This window comes from Corallococcus sp. Z5C101001 (genome assembly GCF_007352635.1).
GTDB lineage: Bacteria > Myxococcota > Myxococcia > Myxococcales > Myxococcaceae > Corallococcus > Corallococcus silvisoli.
The window spans coordinates 210541-227003 of sequence record NZ_VKLU01000015.1; the positions used below are offsets into that span (position 1 = coordinate 210541).

Consider the following 16463-nt stretch of genomic DNA (forward strand, 5'->3'; position numbering starts at 1 on the left):
CCCACCCTTCTTCGTTCCTTTTCGCCTTTCCGAGGTCCACCGTGCCCCTGTCTCCCGACCCGTACGCCGCCCTTCGCAACGCCGCGAAGTACGTGAAGCAGTTCCGCAGCAAGACGTTCGTGGTGAAGCTGGGCGGCGCGGTGCTGACGGACCCGCGCACCCGCAAGACGGCGTGCGAGCAGATCGCCCTCTTGTGGGCCTTCTCCATCCGCCCCGTGGTCGTGCACGGCGGCGGGCCGGAGCTGGACGCGCTCTGCGACGCGCTGCACCTGCCCATCGAGAAGGTGGCCGGCCGCCGCGTCACCTCCGCGCCCGTGCTGGACGCGGCGAAGATGGTGCTCGCGGGCAAGCTGCACACGGACCTGCTGGCGGACCTCCAGGCCGCGGGCGTCCCCGCGGTGGGCCTGTCCGGCGTGGACGCGGGCCTCATCAAGGCGCGCAAGCGTCCGCCCGTGCTCGTCACGGAGCCCGGTGAGACGCAGGGCCGCATGGTGGACTACGGCCTCGTGGGCGACATCGAGTCGGTGGACACGCGCGTGGTGGAGCACCTGCGCAGCGCGGACTTCGTGCCCGTCATCGCCCCGCTGTCCGGCGGCCAGGACGGCGCGGTCTACAACACCAACGCGGACACGGTGGCGGCGGCGCTCGCGGCGGCGCTGCACGCGGAGAAGCTCTTCTTCATGGTGGAGGTGCCGGGGCTCCTCAAGGACGTGTCGGATCCGTCGTCGCTCATCTCGCTCGCCACGCTGTCGGACCTGGCCTCGCTGGAGGCGGAGGGCCGGCTGACGGGCGGCATGCGCCCCAAGGCGCACGCCATGCGCCATGCGCTCGTGGGCGGCGTGGGCAGCGTGCACCTGGTGAGCGGCAAGCAGTCCGACGCGCTCCTGGAGGAGGTCTTCACCAACGAGGGCAGCGGCACCATGGTCGTGCGCGAGCACCCGGTGAAGCACGGCGAGGCCAAGGGTTGAACCCCTCCGAGCTGCTCACCGCGCTGGTCGCCACGCCCAGCGTCTCCGGCGACGAGGCCCGCATCGCGGACCTCGTGGCCAGCCATGCGGAAGGCTGGGGTGCCCGCGTGCACCGCCAGGGCCACAACGTCTGGTTCAGCGTGGGCAGCGGGCCGAAGCGCCTGCTCGTCAACTCGCACCTGGACACGGTGAAGCCGTGCGCCGGGTGGAACACCGAGCCGCACGAGGCCGTGTGGAAGGACGACACCCTCTACGGCCTGGGCGCCAACGACGCCAAGGGCTGCGTCACCGCCATGCTCCTCGCCGCGAAGGCGCTCCTGGAGGAAGGCGCGCCCCAGGGTGTGGAGTACGTCTTCGCGCTCACCGCCGAGGAGGAGACGGGCGGCAAGGGCCTGGGGCCGCTCCTGTCCGAGCTGGGGCCGCTGGACGCCGCCGTCGTGGGCGAGCCCACGTCGCTCAAGCCCTGCACGGCGCAGCGGGGCATGCTGCTGCTGCGCTGCGTGGCGCACGGCAAGAGCGGCCACGTCGCGCACGCGCACACGGGCGGGCTGGACAACGCCATCCTCAAGGCGGCCCGGGACATCCAGGCCGTGTCCGCCCTGCGCTTCCCCGCGCACCCGCTGCTGGGTGAGGCGCGGGCGCAGGTGACGCAGGTGTCCGGGGGCCTGGCGCGCAACCAGGTGCCGGACCGGTGCGAGTTCTTCGTCGACCTGCGCACCACGCCGGGCATGGACCACGCGGCGGTGGCGCGGGACGTGGGCGCGGCGCTGGAGAGCGAGGTGGTGGTGCACTCCGCGCGCTACCTGCCCAAGGGCACGGACGCGGCGCACCCGCTGGTGCGCGCGGCGGTGGCGGCGTCCGGACAGGCGACGGTCGGCTCCAGCACCACGTCCGACTGGGCCTTCCTGGGCGACGTGCCGGCGGTGAAGGTGGGGCCGGGAGACACGCTGCGCAGCCACCAGGCGAACGAGTACCTCACGCGCGCGGAGCTGGAGGCGGGGCTCGCGTTCTATCGACGATTGCTGCACGGCTATGCCGGGGAGGTGGCGCGTGGCTGAGACTTTGTGGGGCAAGGGCCAGCCGCTGGACGCGGCCATCCACGCCTTCACCGTGGGCGACGACCCGGTGGTGGACCTGTCGCTCGTGCCGCACGACGCGCTGGGCAGCGCCGCGCACGCGCGCATGCTCGCGCACGTGGGGCTGCTCACGCCGGAGGCCGCCACGTCGCTGGGGGCCGCGCTGCACGCGCTGCACGACGAGGCCCGCCAGGGCCGCTTCACCATCCGCCCGGAGCAGGAGGACGGCCACACCGCGTTGGAGGCGGCGCTCGTGGAGCGCACGGGCGAGGCGGGCAAGCGCATCCACCTGGCGCGCTCGCGGAATGACCAGGTCCTGCTGGCCCTGCGCCTGTACCTGCGCGAGGAGCTGCTGGCGCTGGGGGCGCGCACGGCGGAGCTGGCCGGGACGTTCCTCGACTTCGCGCAAGCGCACGCGGACCTGCCCCTGCCCGGCTACACGCACCTGCGCCGCGCGATGCCGTCCACCTTCGGCCTGTGGGGCATGGCGTTCGCGGAGGGGCTGCTGGAGGAGCTGGAGGCGCTGAAGGGCGTGTGGGGCCGGCTGGACCGGTGCCCGCTGGGCGCCGCGGCGGGCTTCGGCGTGCCGCTGCCCATCGACCGTGAATATGTCGCGCGGTTGCTCGGTTTCAGTCGGGTTCAACGCAGCCCCATCGACGCGCAGGACAGCCGGGGGCGGCATGAGGCGGCGCTGCTCACCTGGGCGTGCTCGATGGCGGGCACTCTGGAGAAGTGGCTGTGGGACGTGCAGCTCTACAGCATGGACGAGTTCGGCTTCCTGGCCCTGCCGGACGCCTTCACCACGGGCTCGTCCATCATGCCGCAGAAGAAGAACCCGGACGTGGTGGAGCTGGCCCGGGGCCGCTGCCGCGAGCTGCGCGGACTCGCGCACCAGGTGGAGGCGGTCGCGGGCGGCCTGCCGTCCAGCTACCACCGTGACTTCCAGCTGCTGAAGCGCCCCACGTTCCAGGCGCTCGCCAGCACGAAGGCGCTGCTGGAGGTGCTGTCGCGGCTGGTGCCCGCGCTGAAGGTGAACGCGGACAAGGCCCGCGCGGCGTGCGACGACACGCTCTACGCCGCGCACCACGCCTACGCGCTCGTGGCCCAGGGCCAGCCCTTCCGCGACGCGTACCGGGAGGTGGGCCGCCAGCTCAACGAGGGCACCTTCCAGCCGGACCGCGGCGCGCTGACGGCCACCCACCTGGGGGGCGCCGGCAACCTGGGCCTCGCCACCGCGCGCGAGGAGCTGGCGCAAGCGCGCGACTGGCTCACGCGCACCCACGCGCAGCAGTCCCAGGCCGCGGCCCGCGTCTGGGCCCCCTGAAGAATCCCCACCCTTTTCGCAGCAACAGGAGTCCTGAAGATGAGCAAGAAGTCCGTGGTGCTGGCGTTCTCCGGTGGCCTCGATACCGCCTTCTGCACGGTGTACCTGCGCGAGCAGGGCTGGGACGTCACCACCGTCACCGTGGACACGGGCGGCTTCCCGCCCGAGCAGCTGGAGCGCATCCAGGCCCTGTCCCAGAAGCTGGGCGCGGTGGCGCACCACACGGTGGACGCGCGCGACACCCTCTTCCAGGGCTACCTGCGCTTCCTCGTCGCGGGCAACGTGCTGCGCGGTCAGCTCTACCCCCTGAGCGTCTCCGCCGAGCGCGCCTGCCAGGCCGTGGAGGCGGTGCGCATGGCGGAGAAGCTGGGCGTGCAGGCCGTGGCCCACGGCAGCACCGGCGCGGGGAATGATCAGGTCCGCTTCGACGTGGCCTTCCGCACGCTCGCGCCCCAGCTGCAGCTCATCACGCCCATCCGCGACCTGGCGCTCTCGCGTCAGCAGGAGCTGACCTTCCTCGCGGAGCGCGGCTTCCACCTGCCGGCGAAGACGGGCGCGTACTCCGTCAACGAGGGCATGTGGGGCACGTCCGTGGGCGGCCGCGAGACGCTGGACTCGTGGAGCACCCTGCCCGAGGCGGCCTTCCCCGGCGGGGAGATCCCCGCCGACCTGAAGCCCCTGCCGCTGGTCATCTCCTACGACAAGGGCGTGCCGGTGGCGCTGGACGGCCACGCGCTGTCGGCGGTGGCGGTGGTGGAGAAGCTCAACGCCCTGGGGCGGCCGTACGGCATTGGCCGGGGCGTGCACCTGGGCGACACCATCCTGGGCATCAAGGGCCGGGTGGGCTTCGAGGCGCCCGCGGCGCACCTGCTCATCGCGTCGCACCGCGAGCTGGAGAAGCTGGTGCTGTCGGGCAAGCAGCTCTTCTGGAAGGAGACGGTGGGCAACCTGTACGGGTCGCTGCTCCACGAGGGGCACTTCTTCGACCCGCTGGTGAAGGACCTGGAGGCGTTCCTGGCCTCCTCGCAGGACCGCGTGACGGGCGAGGTGAAGCTGGTGCTCACCCCGCGCGCCCACGTCGTGGAAGGCGTGCGTTCGCCGCACTCGCTGATGGACGCGAAGGTGGCCACGTACGGAGAGGCCAACGTGTTGTGGACGGGGACGGAAGCGGCGGGGTTCGCCAAGCTCTACGGCGTCGCGCAGATGCTCTCGCAGAAAGCGAAGTGACGACATGAAGATCCACGTCGACAAGGTGGGCAGTGTCACGCGCAACCTCCAGGTGGGCCGCACGGTCCACCTCACGGACGAGGTGAAGTGCGAGGAGGGCGCCGTCATCGCGGTGCGCATCCACGGGGAGAAGAGCGTCTACAACCAGTTGGAGGACGTGAACGGCCGGCTCGTCACGCTCCACGCGGGCGACATCGTCGTGGGCGCGCTGGGTCATCGCAACGCCCTGCACGGCTACGAGGGCGTGGTGCCCGCGTCCGTCGCGGTGGGCGACCGGCTGAACATCCTCAACATGGGCGGCGTCATCGGCAAGTGCACGTCGCACAACCCGGGCGTGGGCGCGCCGTTCGAGGCGGAGGTGCTGGGCCAGGTCCTCACCTTCCCGGAGTTCCAGTCGCGCGCGGGCCAGCACGCGCACATCTCCACCGGCGCGCTCAAGGGCACGGCGAAGGCGGTGACGTGCCCGGTGGTGTACGTGGTGGGCACGTGCATGAACGCGGGCAAGACGTACGCGGCCAGCGTCGTGGTGCGCAAGCTGACCCAGGCGGGCTACCGCGTGGGCGGCGCGAAGCTCACGGGCGTGTCGCTGATGCGCGACACGCTGTCCATGCAGGACAGCGGCGCGGACGTGGTGATGGACTTCACCGACGCGGGCGTCGTGTGCACCGGGGCGCGCACGGCGTCCAAGGTGGCGCGCATCGTCTTCTCGGAGATGGCGGCCCAGGACGTGGATGTCATCGTCGCGGAGACGGGCGACGGCATCATGGGCGAGTACGGCGTGCAGGCCATCCTGGCGGACCCGGAGCTCAAGGCGCTGGGCGGCGCGTTCATCCTCTGCGCGAACGACCCCGTGGGGGCGGCCGGCGGCGTGCGGCACCTGCGCGAGGTGTACGGCATCGAGATGGACATGGTTGCGGGGCCCGCCACGGACAACGCGGTGGGCGTGCGCTTCGTGGAGCAGGTGGTGGGGCTGCCCGCCCGCAACGCGCGCGCGGATCCGAACGCGCTGGGAAATCTCATCGTGGACAAGCTCGCGCCGAAGCTGGGCGCGGGGAGGAAGTCATGACGTCACCGGCGCACATCTACATCCTGGGGGCCTCCGGTTTTGGTGGAGGCGAGCTGTTGCGGCTGCTCGCGGGGCATCCCGGCGTGGCCGGCGTCCGCGCGGTGTCGCGGCACCACGCGGGTTCCCCCATCCACAAGGTGCACCCGCACCTGCGCGGGCTGGTGGACGCGCGCTTCGAGGCGGAGCCGGACTGGCGCTGGCTGGCGGACTCGCCCCGGCCGGTGGTGTTCAGTGCGCTGGGGCACGGCGAGCTGGCGTCGCAGTTCGCGGGCCTGGAGAAGCAGTGGGCGGACGTGGGGCTCACGGAGCGGATGCTGCTCGTGGACCTGTCGTCGGACTTCCGGCTGGACCACCCGGGGCGCTACGCGGGCGCGTATGGCCGTCCGCACCCGGCGCCGGAGCTGCTGGGCACGTTCACCTACGGCCTCACCGAGTGGAAGCGCGAGCAGGTGAAGACGGCGAAGCGCATCGCCAACCCGGGCTGCTTCGCGACGGCGGTGCAGCTGGCGCTGTTGCCCATCGCGGCCACGCCGGGGCTGGGGCTGCTGGCCGTGTCGGGCGTGACGGGCTCGTCCGGCTCCGGTTCGCTGCCGGGCGAGGGCACGCACCACCCGACGCGCGCGCATGACTTCCGCGCGTACAAGCCGCTGGAGCACCAGCACGAAGCGGAGGTGGAGGTGATGCTGGTGGCGCACGGCGCGCAGCGGCACCGACTGGCCTTCGTGCCGCACTCGGCGCCCATGGTGCGCGGCATCTTCGCCACGGTGCAGTTCGAGTGGCCGGAGCACGGCGGCGCGGTGGTGACGCAGTCGCTGACGGAGAAGTACCGCCGCTACTACGAGGGCTCGAAGTTCGTGCGCATCGTGGAGGGCACGCCGCGCGTGGCGGCCGTCACGGGCAGCAACTTCTGCGACATCTCCGTGGCGACGAAGGGCCGCTCGGTGGCGGTGATGGCCGCGCTGGACAACCTGGTGAAGGGCATGGCCGGGCAGGCGATCCAGAACTTCAACGTCGCGCTCGGCTTCCCCGAGGACACCGGCCTGCGTCAGGCGGCCTGCTACCCGTAGGACCTCGCGCCCCGGGCGTCCGCCGCATCGCGCCCGGGGCCAGCATCGCGTCACGCCTGGATCGAGCGGACGGCCCCGGCCCCACTCGAGGCACTGGCGTCTTTGTTCCGTGCCACGCTCGGGGCCAACGGACGCTCCCGCTCAAGTCACGGGCGTCTTCGCTCCGCTTCACGCTCGCGGCCAGCAAACGGATCAGGCTCCACGCAGGCCGTGGGCGCCTTCGTTCACGTCACGTCCGGGCCAGCGGATGCCCCATGCCCCCACTCAGGCCGCGGGCGTCTTCGGCACGTCATCCGAGGGAGAAGCACTCGCCTCGGACGAGGCGGGGGACTCAGCGGCGGCGGCAGGCGCCCCCTCGGAAGCAGCCGTCTCGGCGGCAGGCCTCGCCTCGGGAGTCACCGGCGCCTCGGCACCAGCGGACGCGCCTTCGCGCTGCTCCAGGCGCGCGCCGCCCGCCTCGGCGGCCTTGAGGAACTCGTCGTACTCCGACTTGCGCGCCGCGGCCTTCTCCTGAGCGGCGGAGGAGCCGCGCTCGGCGGCGGCGCGGCCCGCGCGGATGGCCCGGGCGCTCAGCAACGTGCCTCCGATGAAGGCCACGATGCGCAGCACCGACGCGAGCCCCCACCCTTGCGTCATCCCCTCCGCGCCGCCGCGCACGAAGTTGAGCGCGAGCACGAACACGCCCCCCGACGCCGCGGCCCCCACCGCCGTGCTCCAGGGGCGGAGGGCGACGATGCGAGCGCCGCCGTAGCAGAGCACCGGCAGCACCGCGAGCACCCACAGGTCCTCCAGCACCACCGCCACGACGATGCGCACGAGGTCGAAGGGGATTGCGCTCACCCGCTCGTGCAGGCGCAGCACCAGCGACACGCTGAGCATGGCCCCCAGCACCAACGACAGGAAGCCCAGCCCGACGATGAACTGGAAGCGGCGGATGCGGACGCGCAGGGGCTCGAGGACACCGGGTTTGGGACTCACGGTCCGAAAGCCTAGCGCACTCTCACCCTTCGTCCTCTTCCCCGACGGCCGCTTCCCCCGCCGAGCGAGGGGGCGGGCCATCGCCGTAGAAGACCTCCTCCAGCACCAGCCCCTGCGGCGGCGCGGTGGCCCCGGCCTGCTTGCGGTCGCGGGACGCCAACACCTCGCCCACCCAGGCCTCGGGGCGGCGCCCCTTCCCCACCTCCACCAGCGTGCCCACCAGGTTGCGCACCATGTGCTTGAGGAAGGCGGTGCCCTCCACCACCACGTCCACCCTGTCGCCGGAGGCGCCCTCCACCCGGACCTGCCGCAGCTCGCGCACCGCGTGCTTCGCCTGGCAGTCCGCGGCCCGGAAGGCGGAGAAGTCGTGCCGGCCCAGCAGCACCTGGGACGCGCGGCGCATGGCCTCCACGTCCAGCGGGGCGAACACCTCCCAGTGCGTCGTGCGCAGCAGGGGTGAGCGCATGCGCCGGTTGCTCAGGCGGTAGCGGTAGCGCTTGCCACGGGACCAGCGGCGGGGGTCGAACTCCGGCGCCACCTCCTCCGCGGCCACCACCGCGATGTCCGGCGGGAGGATGCCGTTGAGCCCCATCGTGTACGCCTTCATGGGCAGGATGCGGGACGCGTCGAAGCACGCGACCTGCCCCGAGGCATGCACCCCCGCGTCGGTGCGGCCAGCGGAGGCCGCGAACACGCGCTCGCCCAGGAGCTTGTGGAGCGCGTCCTGGAGGGTGGACTGGATGGACGGGCCGTTGGGCTGCACCTGCCAGCCCACGTACCGGGTGCCTTCGTATTCGAGCGTCAGCTTGAGCCGGGGCATGGGCGCGGCGCCGGGACGTGCGCGTCAGCGCGTCTTCAGCCAGCCCTCCAACAGGTCCGCCACCAGCTTCGCGGGGGAGACATGGGCCTTGCGGGCCTGGGCCTCCAGCTTCTCGTACAGCGCGGGGTCCAGCGGCAGCGCGAGCAGGCGCGGCTCGGTGCTGGTGCCCTCATCCAGGCGCATCGCCTCCGTGGGGGGGCCGTCCACGGAGGCCGCCACCTCCGCGACCTCCAGGGCCATCTCGGACGTGGGCGCGGAGGACTGACGGGTGGAGAGGCGGCGCAGCTCCTGCGGGCGCTCGTCCTCGAAGAGCTGCTTGACGAAGTTGGCCAGGTGCAGCGGCGTGGGCGTGAAGTCATACGCGGCCAGGAAGGCGTCCAGGTCGCGCTGCATCTCCAGCGCGGTCTGGTAGCGGCGCTCGCGGTCGCGGGCGAGCGCGCGCATCAGGATGGCCTCCACGCGCTCCGGCAGGTCCTCGCGGAAGTAGGACGGCGCGTAGATCTTCGCCTCGGTGATGCTGCGCATGACGGCGACGTCGGAGTCACCGGTGAAGAGCTTGAAGCCGGTGAGCCATTCGTAGAGGACGGTGCCCAGCGAGAAGATGTCGCTGCGGCAGTCCAGCGGCCGGCCCAGGCACTGCTCCGGGGAGAGGTAGCTGAGCTTGCCCTTGATCTCCCCCGAGCGCGTCTCCTCCACCTGGTTGGCGGCCTTGGCGATGCCGAAGTCGAGCACCTTCACCGAGCCGTCGAACGCGACGATGATGTTCTCCGGCGTCACGTCGCGGTGGACGATGTTGAGCGGATTGCCGTGCCGGTCCTTCTTCTGGTGCGCGTAGTGCAGGCCGGCGCAGACGCAGGAGGCGATCTTCAGCGCGTACACCATGGGGAAGGGGATCCCCAGCGCCTCCGCCTTGGGCACGACGCGGCGCATGTCGCGACCGGACACGTACTCCATGGCGATGAAGTAGCTGTCGACGATCTTCCCCAGGTCGTGGATCTGCACGATGTTGGGGTGATTGAGCTGGGAGGCGAGCCGCGCCTCGTTGAGGAACATCTTCACGAAGGCGGCGTGCTTGGACAGATGCGGGCGGATACGCTTGATGACGATGGGCGTCTCGTCGCCGCGGTCATCCACCTGATGCGCGAGGAAGATCTCCGCCATGCCTCCCACGGCGATCCGGTCGATGAGCCGGTAGTTGCCGAAGCGGAACGCGTCGCGCGGGGGTGAAGAGGCGGCGGGAGCCATGGGGGCAATGTAGCCGCGCCTCCGCCAGCAGCGCTAACGAAGTTGGACGACGTGGACCTTGAGCGCCGGCTCCTCGCCGGAAGGTGTTGGAAAGTCGAGCCCCGAGGGGCCGAGCGACCCCACCGTCCGCCCCACCCTGCCCGCCCGCGTCACGCCCTCCAGCACCATCGTCTCGAACCGGCGCACGGGCAGTCCCGCGAGGTTGCAGCAGGCGACCAGGCGGCCTCCGGGGGCCACCACCCTGGCGGCGGCCTCCGCCAGCCGCGCGTAGTCGCGAGCCGCGGAGAAGCGCGTCGACTTCGTGGTGGAGAAGGACGGCGGGTCGGCGACCACGACATCGAAGCCTTCCCCTTTCTTCGCGAGCCGCCCGAGCCAGTCGAAGACATCGCCAGCCACGTAGTCGTAGCGCTCCACGGATTGGCCGTTGAGGCGCGCGTTCTCCTCGCCCCATTCGAGCACGCGGCGGCTGGCGTCCATGTTGAGCACGCGCTTCGCGCCGCCCGCGGTCGCGGCGACACCGAAGGCGCAGGTGTAAGCGAAGAGGTTGAGCACGGTGAGGCCCCGGGCCTGGGCCTGGAGCCACGCGCGGGTGTCGCGCATGTCCAGGTAGAGGCCCACGGAGAGGCCCTGGCCGGGGCGGATGTGGAAGGACAGGCCGTTCTCCTTCGCGGCGAAGTCCTCCACGGGCGCGCCCCGCGCGGCGGACTCCGGAGCGAGCGCGTCCTTGGCCACGTTGGCGAGCACGCGGGCCTCACGGGGGCGGCGCTTCAGGTAGACGCTCTGGGGCGCCCAGGCGGAGACGGCGGCGTCGAGCAGGGTGGCCTCCTCCGCGTCGGACAGGTCGCGGTAGAGGCTCACGACGACGACGTCGCCGAAGACGTCCGCGGTCACCTCGGGCACGCCGTCAGCGGCGCCGTTCAGCAGGCGGAAGGCGGAGGTGCGGGGGTCGGCGAGCAGCGGGCCCCGGCGGTCGCGGGAGACGCGCAGGGTGTCCACGAGGCGGGGAGGCAGGGCACTCACGCGCCCCTTCTACCCTACGAACCCAGCCGCGCGCGGGACCAGACGCGGGCGAGCGCGGCGGCGGCGTCGCGGGCCAGCTCCACGTAGTCACTGCCCAGGAGCTGCCCCTCGCGAACGCAGACGCGGCCACCGACAATGGTCCAGGCCACGCGGGAGGCGACGAGCTGGCCCAGGAGGAAGGGCGCGTAGCCCGTCTCCGGGTCGGCGGCGGGGACGGCGTCGTAGACGACGAGGTCGGCGAGGCTGCCCTCGTCCACGCCCCCGGAGGGACGGCCGAACAGGCGGGTGCAGAGCTCCGCGGGGCCGCTGACGAACAGGTGCGCCAGCGAGTCATCCAGGTCGGGCATGCGGCCGGAGCGGGCCAGTTGGAGCATGCCGACCAGGGCGCCGGCCAGTTCCTCCTGGAGGGTGCCGTGGCCACCGGTGCCCAGGCCCACGAGGTGGAGGCTGGACAAGGCGCCGTCGGTCGACTCCCCGGCGCGCTCCAGCGACCGGGTGGCGCGAGGCGTGAGGGCGACGAAGGTGCCGGAGGTGGCCAGCCGTTCGGCCTCGGAGCGCTCCACGGCGCGAGGGTAGCCGGCGATGGCATGGGGGCCCAGGAGGCCCAGGGCATCCAGGCGGGGCACGACGCGGCGGCCGTGCGCGGCGTAGGTGGTGGAGAGGTCGTCCTCGCTCTCCGCGAGGTGGAAGACGACGGAGGCGTTCAGCTCCTCGCGCAGGCGCGAGATGCGGGACAGGAGGGCGTCCTCGCAGGTGTAGGACGCATGGAAGCCCAGGGCGCCGCGCACGCGCGGGTGTTCCCGGTAGCGGCGGACGAAGTCGGCGTTGGCGTCCGCCTGGGCTTCAGCGGCGGCGGAGCCGTCCAGGCTGTGGGTGGAGTGGGACGCGACGAGGCGAAGGCCAAGCCGGTCCGCGGCGCGGGCCTGGGCCTCCAGGGAGCCCGCGACATCCGTGGGGCTCGACAGGTGGTCGACGACGAGGGAGACGCCGTCCAGCAGCGCGCGAGCGGCGGCGAAGCGGGTCAGGACCTCGACGTCCTCGGGGGTGAGGAGGTTGGCCACCTGGCGCATGCGATCCAGGCGGGAGCGAGGCTGGCGCAGGAGGAAGTCGCCATTGGGCGGCAGGAGCTGCCCGTTGACCATGTGCGAGTGACAATCCACGAGGCCCGGAGCGACGAGGCGGCCACGACACGCCACCTCCCAGTCACCGGGCAGCACGGGCACCTCCGCGTCGGGAGCGACGCGGCGGATGAGGCCCTCTTCGACGACGACGGCCATGCCGTGGCGGACGCGACCGTCCGCACGGAACACGGCGCAGTTCTTCAGAAGCAGTCGGCCTTCCATGGACATCCCCGTTTTAGCACGGGGTGGGTGGAGGATGAACCCCGTCTCCACCTAGAGACGCGCCGGGGCGGTTCCATGCAGGGGGACGGGCGTGGGGACTGCCACTCCAAGCGGCCCCGGATCTGGGACTCGGAGCAAACCCACGCCAGGAGCAGGGGCTTGCACGCCGCGAGGTCGACGCCCCAGCGGTGCAGTTCCGCCAATCTCAGGTGTGAAATCTAGGATTGTTTCGCCAGTCGCCTCCAGCCCCAGGCCGCGAGGAGTGCGCCCAAAGTCGCACACGTCAGCCATACCGGCACGATCAATGGAAAGCCACCGGGCCCCCAGGGGACGTCCACCTCAGTCAACCACTGGCTCCATCTCCGAGGAAGAAGGAGCAGGAGCAGCAGGAGCGCCTGGAGCCCCAGGAATGCCCCCACGAAGACCCAGATGAACCGGACGAACTGCATGGGAACCTCACTGGAGGTCCGCCGCTGGTGGATCCCCAGTTAAGAGCGTGGACTCGGCTGTCACCCCATAAAAAACGCTGCAACTCCCTTGCAACAGCGCAACACAACGGGAGAGCACAAGTCACAACCTCAACAATACCTGTCACAAGAGTCGGTCCGTGGAAGTGCGCAATTGGGCATTCACGATTTCCTTTTCTCACGCACGAGCAGCCGGGACCCCACAGTCGTAACCTGCGCGTTCTACCGCCGAATCAAACCTGCCACGGGGAGCAACACGGCAACAACTGACATCGTCAGGATCTCCAGGTCCGCCACCGCATACCGATGCAAGGCCAGCTCTCTCTTGCCGCTTCCACAGCGCTCGCTTGTGCCATCGGGTGTTCCATGCTCATCGCTCGTCCAGCGGCCACGGGGCTTGAGTCAGAGCTTCGCTCAAGATGAAAGTCCGCCATCCTCCATCAGGGGGCCCTGGTTGAGTAACGTCCAGAGCGCGGGGACCAGGGGTGCCCCCACCAATTCGTGCGTCTCCCTCCCCCGCCGCGCTGGGGCACCCGGGAGCCCCTGGAAGAAACGCTCCGAACCCCAGACCGCGCCGAACCCTTCGTGACTGCAAACAAACAACTTCAACCTCGGCCCCTCAAACAACTGCAAGTCATCCCACCCCTCCACGCCCTTCCACAGCAGCGCATCCCCCAGCGGGAGCACACCTCGTCCCTCGACGCGGCATTTCGCCCACAAGACGGCGGAGGAACCTGAAGACGTGCCAGGCCACGACGAGACCCCACAATGCCTCCTCGGCCACGGAACGGAGCAACTCGAAGTCCTTTTGGAGCCGCTTCAGCTCAGGCGTGGGCACCACCACGTCCGCGCCGTCAACTGGCATCCGACCACGTCGGACGAGCGCGAAGTGAGTTGAGGACCGCCAAGCGCTCGCCAGGACATTCTCATGGTTTTGACGCTTGTCCAGGTGCAGGCAGAAATCCCCCGCCACGCCCAGAACGGTTCTTCGCAATGATCCCATGTCCAGCACCTCCCCTGAGAATCCGTGTCCAACCATAACATGAAGGCTCAGGACCCCTGCGCCTCAATCCAGACTTGGAGCTCGCCATCATCCGCCAAACCCAGCCAAGAACAGCAGAGCAAGCCCCAAGACCATCAGACACATGACCGACCCTCCCGAACACACAGCCCATCATCGCTACGATCAGCATCCATCCGACCGCCACGACAGGCGAGGCCAGGGACGTCCACCAGTGCCCAAACGGTGCTTCGCGCCAATCCTTAGACCGGAAGAAAGCTGATGCGCAGGCCACCAAGTACTACCCGACACAAGGAGATACGAACAAGCCGAACAATCAAAGTTGAAGCGACCGGCAAGAGCAACACTGAAAGCGCAGACGCACCGGGGACGCGAATCGGTACGGGTGATGCGACGAGCCAAGCTACTGCAAGTGCCTGCTACAGATTGGACGGCGGAGGGGAGTCGGGGCGGAGGGCGTCACTGCGACCACCATGCGCGCTGTCCGTCGTCGCTACCTACAAGAGGCACTCGGACGCGGACACCATCCTCTTGGTGAACGACAACCTCGGCTGACTCAATCAGGTCGAAGTGGAAATTTCTCTTCTCTCACGCCAGCGTCTGGGCAAGCGGCACATCCCCACTCCCGACAAACTCCGCCACGAAACGAGCGCATGGGTAATGTAGGTCAAATGGGCGAATCACCAGCGGGTTCAAATCCGCCAGCGAGTCACCCTGCCGACGGCCAGAGCGAAGTCCCGCTACGCCCCACCACACCTCACCCAGTCAAGTGATTAGCCAAAGCAACGTGCGCTCCATCGAGTAGCGCCATCCCATCAGGCGCGAGACCTGCTAACACGGGCCTGCTGACGCCAGAACGACCCACTACTTGTCGGCTATTAATAATGTAGGCGGACACACTGGAGCGTTCGGGGGGATGCAGGCTTGAGAATGCTGTACTGCGGCATGCTCTCAAAGTACTGCTTGATGGCCTCATAGGTGGCCTGCCCACCGTTTCCTTCTGTCACGTGCCAGCCATCAGCCGCTTTCTCGAGCTCGTACCCTAGGGAGTCGACCTCGACTTTTCCTGGAAGAGGGCGTGCAAAAAAGAGAAACGCACGCCGACCATTCCTCGCAACAAAAGCAACGTTTCTCACATCGTCACCTTCAAGCCCGCCGCTCGTCCCACTGATCGGCCCCATGCCCACGCGAACGGTGACCCTGCCTGCCTTGCCGAAAATCTCGGACTGTATGTCCTTGGGTGCAAGTGCCTTCACACAGCTGACGATGCGCTTCACATCGGCTGGCACACTGTCGTCCTGGGCTGCGGCGGAGAGAGGCAGCACCAGTACCGACCAAACAAGAGCAAACTTAACGATGACAGACACGCGCATGGCAGGAGTTTCCGGGGCAATCCACGACAAAGAAAGTGGCATCAAATGATCCGACGACAGCTGTCAGGCAAGTGTTCGATCATCTTAAAGCGGTGCCGCATCCTGGCGGTGGCCAATAGCGCGGAGTTCCGTGACGCCCCGCCCAAGCAGATTGTCCCCAGGCTGGCGGACCGGGGCAAGTACGTGGCCAGCGAGGCGAGTTTCTGCCGGGTGCTGCGCGAAGCCGGGCAGTTGGCCCACCGAGGCCATGCCAAGGCGCCCACGCCCAGGCCTCGGGCCAAGCACACCACGACCGGGCCCAACCAGGTGTGGAGTCAGGACATCACCTCCGTGAAGGGCCCGGTGGAGGGCGCCTTCCTCTACCTGTACCTGGTGGTGGACGTCTTCAGCCGGCGCATCATGGGCTTCGAGGTGCACGAGGAGGAGTCGTCCGAGCATGCTGCGGCCCTCATCCGTCGCGCCTGGCAAGAGGCGGGCTGCCCCGAGGGACTCGTGCTGCACTCGGACAACAGCGGCCCGATGAAGGGCTCCACGCTGCGGGATACCTTGCAGTGGCTGGACGTCAAACCGTCCTTCAGCCGTCATCGCTACCAACAAGAGGTACTCGGACGCGGACTGAAGTTGCCCCGGTTTCGTGGAGTCCCACCCGCTGTGCGAAAAGGGTTCCACAATGCCGAAGTCACGCCCCCCATACCCGCCGGAGTTCCGTGAGCGGGTCGTCGAACTGCTGAAGGCCGGCAGGTCTGGCAAGAGTCTCGCCAGAGAGTTCGGCTGCACAGAGCAGAGCATCCGCAACTGGAAGAAGCAGTTGGAGGGGAGCGGCAGTGATGCCCCCAGCAACAAGGAGGAGAGCAGACCAGCTCCGAGGGTGAGCAGTACCGCCTCGGATGATCGCGCCGAGCTTGAGCGCCTGCGGCGCGAGGTGCGGGTGCTGCGCGAGGAGCGTGACATCCTAAAAAAACTACGCCGGCAAATATGGCCTGAGCTCCTCTTCGATGCCTCGGAGGTAGCCGTCCGGATCGGCGCGAAAGCGTCGGCCCATGATGCGGGGGACGCGCCGGGCTTCGAGCTGAGCGCGTAATTGGCGCCAGTCGTCGAGGTCCCCAGGTGCCAGGAGGGTTGCGTCGAGTTCAGGCAGCAGGTGGGCGGCGGCGATAGCTGGCAGCCGGACTGCGCCGCGCACGACGAGGCCCGCGCTGCCTCGGACCCGGCCCGAGGCCCGCCGCTCATGGTAGCGGCAGGTGCCGAAGAGGTGCTCCAAGACATTATCGGTGCGGGGCAACTCCGGCACGTCGTAGCAATGGAAGAGGCCCTTCCAGTAGCGGCGCGTTTCCAGGAGGAAATGAGCCAGGGCCTGGCGCAGGACACCCCGGTGGCGTCGACGCGTCCATCGCACCAGGGCGGCCAGCAGGGCCGACAGACGGCGGCGCACGCCCGCGGCATCCAATCCGGGCTCATTCTGGAGGAT

At 69.7% G+C, this 16463-nt stretch carries 13 protein-coding genes and 2 pseudogenes; 8 read left to right on the forward strand and 7 right to left on the reverse strand.

Going from position 1 to position 16463, the window contains the following annotated elements; genetic code table 11:
• The first annotated feature begins 41 nt into the window (after window positions 1-41).
• The 6 genes from argB to argC are packed head-to-tail and all read left to right on the forward strand — an operon-like array spanning window position 42 to window position 6728.
• Entirely contained in the window at window positions 42-968 is a 927-nt protein-coding gene (gene argB, locus FOF48_RS30555; protein WP_143907418.1) for an acetylglutamate kinase, read from the forward strand.
• Window positions 965-2026: a M20/M25/M40 family metallo-hydrolase gene (locus tag FOF48_RS30560; RefSeq protein WP_143907420.1), complete on the forward strand. Its 1062-nt coding sequence runs from the start codon at window positions 965-967 to the stop codon at window positions 2024-2026. Before argB ends, FOF48_RS30560 begins: the two co-directional genes overlap by 4 nt.
• Complete coding sequence (argH, locus tag FOF48_RS30565; protein ID WP_186002136.1) at window positions 2019-3368, forward strand: argininosuccinate lyase; 1350 nt, start codon at window positions 2019-2021, stop codon at window positions 3366-3368. Before FOF48_RS30560 ends, argH begins: the two co-directional genes overlap by 8 nt.
• A 39-nt stretch (window positions 3369-3407) precedes the next feature.
• Window positions 3408-4595, forward strand: a complete 1188-nt coding sequence (gene argG, locus FOF48_RS30570; protein WP_143907424.1) for an argininosuccinate synthase — start codon at window positions 3408-3410, stop codon at window positions 4593-4595.
• A 4-nt stretch (window positions 4596-4599) separates the two neighbouring features.
• The gene (locus tag FOF48_RS30575; protein WP_143907426.1) at window positions 4600-5661 is read left to right on the forward strand and encodes a DUF1611 domain-containing protein; all 1062 of its coding nucleotides are present in this window, start codon (window positions 4600-4602) and stop codon (window positions 5659-5661) included.
• The gene (gene argC / locus FOF48_RS30580) at window positions 5658-6728 is read left to right on the forward strand and encodes an N-acetyl-gamma-glutamyl-phosphate reductase (RefSeq protein ID WP_143907427.1); all 1071 of its coding nucleotides are present in this window, start codon (window positions 5658-5660) and stop codon (window positions 6726-6728) included. Before FOF48_RS30575 ends, argC begins: the two co-directional genes overlap by 4 nt.
• Window positions 6729-6992: 264 nt before the next feature.
• Here argC and FOF48_RS30585 read toward each other — a convergent pair whose 3' ends face one another.
• The 6 genes from FOF48_RS30585 to FOF48_RS30610 all read right to left on the reverse strand — a co-directional run bounded on the left by FOF48_RS30585 (window position 6993) and on the right by FOF48_RS30610 (window position 14995).
• Entirely contained in the window at window positions 6993-7706 is a 714-nt protein-coding gene (locus FOF48_RS30585; RefSeq protein WP_143907429.1) for a hypothetical protein, read from the reverse strand.
• Between the two features lie 22 nt (window positions 7707-7728).
• On the reverse strand, window positions 7729-8526 hold the full coding sequence (gene truA / locus FOF48_RS30590) for a tRNA pseudouridine(38-40) synthase TruA (protein WP_143907431.1): 798 nt from the start codon (window positions 8524-8526) through the stop codon (window positions 7729-7731).
• Between the two features lie 24 nt (window positions 8527-8550).
• The gene (locus FOF48_RS30595; protein WP_143907433.1) at window positions 8551-9771 is read right to left on the reverse strand and encodes a serine/threonine-protein kinase; all 1221 of its coding nucleotides are present in this window, start codon (window positions 9769-9771) and stop codon (window positions 8551-8553) included.
• Window positions 9772-9804: 33 nt separating this feature from the next.
• Window positions 9805-10791: a class I SAM-dependent rRNA methyltransferase gene (locus tag FOF48_RS30600; RefSeq protein ID WP_143907435.1), complete on the reverse strand. Its 987-nt coding sequence runs from the start codon at window positions 10789-10791 to the stop codon at window positions 9805-9807.
• Window positions 10792-10805: 14 nt separating this feature from the next.
• Window positions 10806-12134 carry an amidohydrolase family protein gene (locus tag FOF48_RS30605; RefSeq protein WP_143907437.1) on the reverse strand — a complete coding sequence of 443 codons (1329 nt, stop codon included), beginning with the start codon at window positions 12132-12134 and terminating at the stop codon, window positions 10806-10808.
• Window positions 12135-14500: 2366 nt separating this feature from the next.
• Entirely contained in the window at window positions 14501-14995 is a 495-nt protein-coding gene (locus FOF48_RS30610; RefSeq protein ID WP_143907439.1) for a hypothetical protein, read from the reverse strand.
• Window positions 14996-15040: 45 nt separating this feature from the next.
• On the opposite strand from FOF48_RS30610, the gene FOF48_RS30615 reads away from it, so the two are divergent.
• Both FOF48_RS30615 and FOF48_RS30620 read left to right on the forward strand, forming a co-directional pair.
• The gene (locus FOF48_RS30615; protein ID WP_143907441.1) at window positions 15041-15706 is read left to right on the forward strand and encodes a DDE-type integrase/transposase/recombinase; all 666 of its coding nucleotides are present in this window, start codon (window positions 15041-15043) and stop codon (window positions 15704-15706) included.
• Window positions 15666-15956 (forward strand): annotated as a pseudogene (locus tag FOF48_RS30620) (transposase); the annotation flags it as partial. The gene FOF48_RS30615 and the pseudogene FOF48_RS30620, both read left to right, overlap by 41 nt.
• Here FOF48_RS30620 and FOF48_RS30625 read toward each other — a convergent pair.
• Window positions 15957-16463: pseudogene (locus FOF48_RS30625) on the reverse strand (ISNCY family transposase); the annotation flags it as partial.